This is a genomic window from uncultured Rikenella sp., assembly GCF_910579375.1.
Classification (GTDB): Bacteria; Bacteroidota; Bacteroidia; order Bacteroidales; family Rikenellaceae; genus Rikenella.
On the sequence record NZ_CAJTUJ010000110.1, the window covers coordinates 1 to 6,596 of the forward strand.

General features: G+C 59.9%; 6 protein-coding genes. 1 reads left to right on the forward strand and 5 read right to left on the reverse strand.

Annotated elements, in window-relative coordinates; translation table 11 throughout:
• Nucleotides 1-90 precede the first annotated feature (90 nt).
• The 5 genes from QZ302_RS07970 to QZ302_RS07990 are packed head-to-tail and all read right to left on the reverse strand — an operon-like array spanning nucleotide 91 to nucleotide 5,497.
• Nucleotides 91-1,419: a V-type ATP synthase subunit B gene (locus QZ302_RS07970; RefSeq protein WP_294594286.1), complete on the reverse strand. Its 1,329-nt coding sequence runs from the start codon at nucleotides 1,417-1,419 to the stop codon at nucleotides 91-93.
• A 35-nt stretch (nucleotides 1,420-1,454) separates the two neighbouring features.
• On the reverse strand, nucleotides 1,455-2,054 hold the full coding sequence (locus QZ302_RS07975) for a suppressor of fused domain protein (protein WP_294594287.1): 600 nt from the start codon (nucleotides 2,052-2,054) through the stop codon (nucleotides 1,455-1,457).
• A gap of 13 nt (nucleotides 2,055-2,067) precedes the next feature.
• Nucleotides 2,068-3,828 carry a V-type ATP synthase subunit A gene (locus QZ302_RS07980; RefSeq protein ID WP_294594288.1) on the reverse strand — a complete coding sequence of 587 codons (1,761 nt, stop codon included), beginning with the start codon at nucleotides 3,826-3,828 and terminating at the stop codon, nucleotides 2,068-2,070.
• A gap of 47 nt (nucleotides 3,829-3,875) precedes the next feature.
• The gene (locus QZ302_RS07985; protein ID WP_294594289.1) at nucleotides 3,876-4,844 is read right to left on the reverse strand and encodes a DUF2764 family protein; all 969 of its coding nucleotides are present in this window, start codon (nucleotides 4,842-4,844) and stop codon (nucleotides 3,876-3,878) included.
• A 26-nt stretch (nucleotides 4,845-4,870) separates the two neighbouring features.
• On the reverse strand, nucleotides 4,871-5,497 hold the full coding sequence (locus QZ302_RS07990) for a hypothetical protein (protein ID WP_294594290.1): 627 nt from the start codon (nucleotides 5,495-5,497) through the stop codon (nucleotides 4,871-4,873).
• A 429-nt stretch (nucleotides 5,498-5,926) separates the two neighbouring features.
• Here QZ302_RS07990 and QZ302_RS07995 point away from each other — a divergent pair, with 429 nt between their 5' ends.
• On the forward strand, nucleotides 5,927-6,133 hold the full coding sequence (locus QZ302_RS07995; protein WP_294594291.1) for a hypothetical protein: 207 nt from the start codon (nucleotides 5,927-5,929) through the stop codon (nucleotides 6,131-6,133).
• Nucleotides 6,134-6,596: the final 463 nt, after the last annotated feature.

The window sequence follows — 6,596 nt, forward strand, 5'->3', positions numbered from 1 at the left end:
AAAAAGACTTCAGAGCGCATCCCTGCGGGATGCGCTGGCCGTGTCTACCCGCACCAACCTCTCTTTGAACAAAAGAACGATAAATCGAAACTACGCCGTCTGCGTCGTCGGCCAATACTTCTTCAGTATGGCCTCCTTGATCGCCACCTCGCTCGGCGAGAAATACTTCGCGAACAAGCGCCACGCCGTATCCAGCATCTGCGTGATGTCGATATTGATATCGATGGCAAGTAATTCTTCCGAGTACTCCCGCGCAAAGTCCAGCGTCCGTTTGTCGTAATCCGACAAATCGAACCCATTCTCCAGCTTCGTCCGCGCATTCGCCGCATCCGAGTACAAACGCACCGCCGCATTCATCACCTGCGGGTGATCCTCGCGCGTCTTCTTGCCGATCACCAGCTGCTTCAAACGCGACAACGACCGGAACGGGTCGACGATCACCTTGCCGATCTCCGCATCATTGCGCAGGAACAGCTGCCCCTCCGTGATATACCCCGTGTTGTCCGGAATCGCATGCGTGATATCCCCGTCGTTGAGCGTCGTCACCGCCAGAATCGTAATCGACCCCCCGTTCGGCAACTGCACCGCTTTTTCATAGATTTTGGCCAAGTCCGAATACAACGACCCCGGCATAGAGTCCTTCGACGGAATCTGATCCATACGGTTCGAGACAATCGCCAGCGCATCCGCATAGAGCGTCATGTCCGTCAGCAACACCAAGACCTTCTCCCCCTTGTCCACCGCAAAGTACTCCGCCGCCGTGAGCGCCATATCCGGCACCAGCAGCCGTTCCACCGGCGGATTGTCCGTCGTATTCACGAACGAGACGATCCGATCCAACACCCCCGCATTATCGAACACCGTCTTATAATACAAGTAGTCGTCATTCGTCAACCCCATCCCTCCGAGAATAATCTTGTCCACCTGCGCCCTGAGGGCCACCATCGCCATCACCTGGTTGTACGGCTGGTTCGGATCCGCAAAGAACGGAATCTTCTGCCCCGACACCAGCGTGTTATTGAGGTCGATCCCCGCAATCCCCGTGGCAATCAGCTCGCTCGGCTGCTTCCGGCGGTACGGATTGACCGTCGGCCCGCCGATTTCGCGTTCCTCTCCCTCGATCGGCGCCCCGTCCAGCGGATCGCCGTAAGCATTGAAGAAACGCCCCGCCAGCTGGTCGCTCACCTTGAGCATCGGCGGATGGTGCAGGAACACCACCTCCGCATCGGTCGGAATCCCCTCCGTCCCCGCAAACACCTGCAACGTCACCGCATCCCCCGCCACCTTCACCACCTGCGCCAAACGCTCCCCCACCATCGCCAGTTCATCGTTCGCCGCCCCCTCCGCGCGGAGCGTCACCGTCGCTTTCGTAATCGCCGTCAGCTGCGTGTATATCTTCTGAAACCCTTGTGTCTCCATATGATCTGTGTTTTTAATTCTCAATCCCGAATGTATCAAAGGAACGATGTCCGTTCCGGATCCGTCAGGTCCGGATCCTCCCGTTCCATCGCCTCGCAGAAGTCGTCGACGCCCCGTTCCACGATGTATTCCAACTCCCGATCCGTAATCGGCACGGCCTGCAGCCACAGTATCCGTTCCGTCCCGCCCTCGAGGGTGTATCCTCTGGAAAAGACCGCCCCGTCGTCCCACATGAACGGTTCCGCAAGGAAACAATGTTTGAGCTCCGATCCCGGCAGTTCGACCGTATTTTTAAATACGATCCCCGGCCTGACCGTCCCCCCGTCCAACGCACAGGCATAAGCCAGATGCGCCAGCGTATCGATCCGTTCGTCGCGGATCGCCAGCACGAGTTCCACCGGCACCTCCCGGACCGATCCGTCTTTCATCTCCACCCGATTGGGCCGGAGCGCCACCCCTGCCGTAGCCATCAGCCGGATGGCCGGAAAGCCTTTCATCCGACCGCTGACGATGTGAATCGGCGGAAACTCCCGCTGATTCGCCAAGTGCACCCGCGTCTCCTCGGTCCCGTCCCCTCCCTCGCACTCGTCGAACAGCCGAATGGTCATCGTCTCGATCTGTGTTTCGTCCACCATAATCAATCCCGCGCTATTGCTGTTGCTCCTTGAGGATATCCTGCACCGCTTCGTAATGCCTGCGGAAATCTTCCCCCTCGAACGTCGAGAAGTTCATCTGCCGCAGCTCGTTGATCAGCCGTTTGTAGTACGCCACACACTCCTCGAAATCCGCGAATTGGAACGTCCGGCCGCAAATGTCCATCACCAGATCGAACATATAGACCTGCCGCTCCATCGGACAGTTCGCGTCCGTCGCATCGAACGAGTCCTGTTGCAGAATGATGAAGTCCAGCAGCTCCGACTTCCAATACCTGTCGTGATACTCCACCGGCACCCCGTCGTCCCCCAGAATGTTGATCTGTTCGAACGCCTCCTTTCCCCGCTGCACCATCGCCTTGGACGCCAGCACCTTCGTCACCCAATCCCCCCCGTAGTTTTCGTCCAGATAGCCGATGATTTCCGGATACTCCAGGTACTTCGAATAGCTTTCCAGCGGGTCGATCGCCGGATAGCGCTTCGAGTCCGCCCGCGCCTGCGACAGCGCATAGAAACACCTCGCCGCCTTCTTCGTAGACTCCGTCACCGGCTCCTTGAGGTTCCCCCCCGCCGGCGACACCGTCCCGATGAAAGTCACCGACCCCGTCTCCCCGTTATTCAGGTAGACGAAGCCCGCCCGCGCGTAGAAGTTCGAAATGATCGCCGACAAGTCCACCGGAAAGGCATCCTGCCCCGGCAACTCCTCCAACCGGTTCGACATCTCGCGGAGCGCCTGCGCCCAGCGCGACGTCGAGTCCGCCAAAAGCAAAACCTTCAGCCCCATCGCCCGGTAGTATTCCCCCAGCGTCATCGCCGTATAGACCGACGCCTCCCTCGCCGACACCGGCATATTGGACGTATTCGCGATAATCGTCGTCCGCTCCATCAGCTTCCTGCCCGTCCTCGGGTCGTCCAGCTCCGGGAACTCGACGAACGTCTCCACCACCTCATTGGCCCGCTCCCCGCACGCCGCGATAATGATGACATCCGCATTGGCCTGCTTCGAAATCCCGTGCTGCAACACCGTCTTCCCCGCCCCGAACGGCCCGGGAATAAACCCCGTCCCCCCTTCGGCAATCGGGTTGAACGTATCGATCGCCCGGAAGCCCGTCTCCATCGTCCTGAACGGCCTCGGTTTGTCCCTGAACGCCGTGATCGGCACCTTCACCGGCCACCGCTGCATCATCGACAACCCGTGCTCCACCCCGTCCGCATCCACCACCGTGGCGATCACGTCCGTAATCTTGTAATTCCCCGCCGTCGCAATCCACTTCAGCCGATACACCCCCTCCATCTTGAACGGCACCATGATCTTGTGCTGCAACCACCCCTCCGGCACCCACCCCAGCCAGTCGCCCGCCCTGACCTCCTGATTTTCAGCAGCGACCAGCGGCGTAAAGTCCCATCTCGACTCGAAATCCAGCGGCGCATTGTACTCCCCCCGCTTGAGGAACACCCCCTCCATCGCCTTCAGGTCGTTCTGCAAACCGTCGTAGATGCGGGTCAGAATCCCCGGCCCGAGCGTCGCCTCGAGCATATGCCCCTCGAACTCGACGCGCGTCCCCCCCCTTAAGCCCCTGGTGCTCTCGAACACCTGCACATAAGCCCGGTCTCCGATCACCTTGATGACCTCGGCCATGAGTCTGACCCCTCCGTCCATCAAGATGTAGCAGATTTCGTTCTGTGACACCGGCCCCGACGTTTTCACCGTGACCAGATTGGCAATAATGCCGATCACTTCACCCGTAGTTTTCATAGTATGGTTCTATTCATTTTTACATTTTCAATCCGCTCCTCCGCCCCTCACCGCCTCGCCGTGGCCCTTCCGATCGCCTCCGCCTCCGTGAGCCCCGCCACCAGTTCTCGAAACTCCTCCCGTCCCCGTCCCGCCTCCAACGCCGTCCAGCGATAGAGAATATTCAACCGGATCAGGTAATCCATCACCCTCCCCACCCCGAAATAGTCCTGCTCCGCCAAGTCGTCCGCCATCCTCACCCGCAGCGCATCCATCCTCCGCTCCCGTTCCACGAAATCCTCCGTCTCCAAGACTTGCAACACCTCCTCCGTGTACGGGAAACGATCCCTCATCCCGAAATCCTGCGCCAGCCCGCTGACATACGCCTCTCTGAGCTCCTGCCGCTCCTCCACGATCATCCTCGCCCTGACCTCCGCCGGCCACCCCAGCTGCCTCGCCTTGTAAGCCGCCACGATATTCCGCACCGTCCGGTCATACTCCGCCCACCGCCGCAAGAACTCCGGCAACCGCGCCACGAGCCCGAACCATCCGCTCCCCTCCGCCGTCCCCTCGCAGACCCGGTAGAAATTCAGGAACAGCTCCCGTTCCAAGTCCTCGACACTCAGCGGCGCCAACTCTCCCGCCCCCTCCTCGGCCTGCCCTCCCCGGAAGCGTTCCACCACCGCCCTGATCGCCGCCGGAACAGCCAGCTCCTCCTCCCTCGCCGCCAACTCCTCCGGCAGCAGCGTGCCTTCACCCTCCCCCTCGACCGTGCGATCCACCAGCAGCGCCACCTCCTTGTGCGAGAGATTCCCCAGCACATTGAACGGCAGCCCCGTCCGCTTGACATACCCCACGATATTCAGAATATCGTAGTACGTGTACAAGAGCTCCACGGCCCTCCGATCCGCCGGCGCCAACTCCCCGAGGATCGTCCGTTTGATCTCCGGCACATCGATTTTGAGCCCCCCCGCCGCAGCCGCCTCTATATCGAACGGATACTCCGTCAGGCCCGCCACCAGATAGTAATACTGCATAATTCGCTGATCCTAAAAGACAAAAACTACTTCTTCTCCGCCGCCTCATCCCCGAACAACAGCCCCGCCACCTTCGGCCGCAGGTACGAACGGAACAACGCGTCGAAATCGGCATCCGAGAACCCGATATAATATCCCCCCTCCCTGACAGCGATCCGGAAGGGCACCTTCACGCGTGCATCCGTCCAGACCTCTATCCCGTTTTCCGCCCCGAAACGTTCGGCCAGCGCACTCCTGACCGCCTCGACGAGCTCTCCCCCCTGTGCCTCCGGCAGCACGACCCCGAGTCCCTGTGCGGGATCCATCCGCGCCACCGCCTGCACCGCGAGCTCCTTGATAAAAGAGCCATCCCTCCACGCCTCCGCCACCTTCGGCGTCACGACCTCCATCTGCACCATCCCCTCGATCTGCTGCCTGAGTGCGCTTTTGAGCTGTCCGGCCGCCATCCTCACCTCGTTTTCGGCATTGGCCGCCAACTGTTTGGCCGCCTTCTCCGCCGCCGCGACAATCTCCTTCGCCTTTTCCTGCGCCTCGGCCAGCACACGTTCGGCCTCCCGTTTGGCCTGTTCGCGCACCGCTTCCGCCTCGGCCCGCCCTTTCGAAAGTCCCTCGTTATAGAGTTTTTCGGTGAGTTCTTGCAATTTGTTTTCCATGATCCGTCTGAATATGATGCGTATTTATTTCCACTTTATGTCCGTATTCGGTTTCATCTCTCCGCCCCGGGCTGCCGTCAGCGGGCTTCGGGTTTGTTGGGCGGTAACAGTGACAATGGATACAGCTGGGCTTCTGCGGCCAGCGGCATCGATGGCATGCTCCTGGAATTCCGTGTGCAGTTCCTCATTACCGGTTATGCTGTCAGCCGCACCTACGGTTTTCAGTTGCGTTGCCTCTCGGAATAAACGGAGCCCCGCCCCGGGCTACCGCGGCCCGAATACAAGCGGAGCATTAAACCTCGTTGGCGGTAACGGCTTCAGTTGGTCCTCGGCCACAACCGATAAATTTAGCAGTCCGTTTTTACGTTTTACTACGACTACCCTTAATCCTTGCTACGCAGATCACCGTTCCCTCGGTGTTCAGTTGCGTTGCCTCTCGGAATAAACGGTGCGGGCTCGGGCTACCGCAATCCGCTTTCAGGCATTCTGATGAGCGTCAGCCACGAAGGTTCCACTTTATCCTCCACCGTCAACGGAACGAACGTTCTGTTTTTGTTTTCCACCTCCGGCGCCCTCGACCCCACTCACACCTACTTTCGCGCCACCGGTTTTCAGTTGCGTTACCTCTCGGAATAAACAGGCACCCACAGGGTGTTTTATTGGCCGCCTCTACCCTACTTTTGTTTGACGTTGGCGGGTCGGACACCCGGGCAAGGCGGCTAGTAAAAGACGCTGTGCGTCTCTCCCGAGGGACGCGTCCGGCCCGCGCGACTCTGCGAGCCGCAACTGCAACAGCCTATTTAACCTACAATAAGTTCGCCGCCAACGGTGAATGCAACGAGCCCCGACGAGTTGCAGTACGCCGCGTGGGGTGGCGGCGAACCGCGCGACTCTGCGAGTCGCAACTGCAACGCCCCATTCACCACCTCCCATTCGGCGACATTCGTCCTTGGCGCGCCCTCCTCGTACCGCTAATGCGTCGCCCTCGCCGAGAACGGCGATTCCTTTCGGAATCGCACTATTCGCTCTTGATTTAAGCAGTTCGCCGCCAGCGGAGAGCAGCAACGAGCTCCGACGAGTTGCAGTCCGCCGCTCGGAG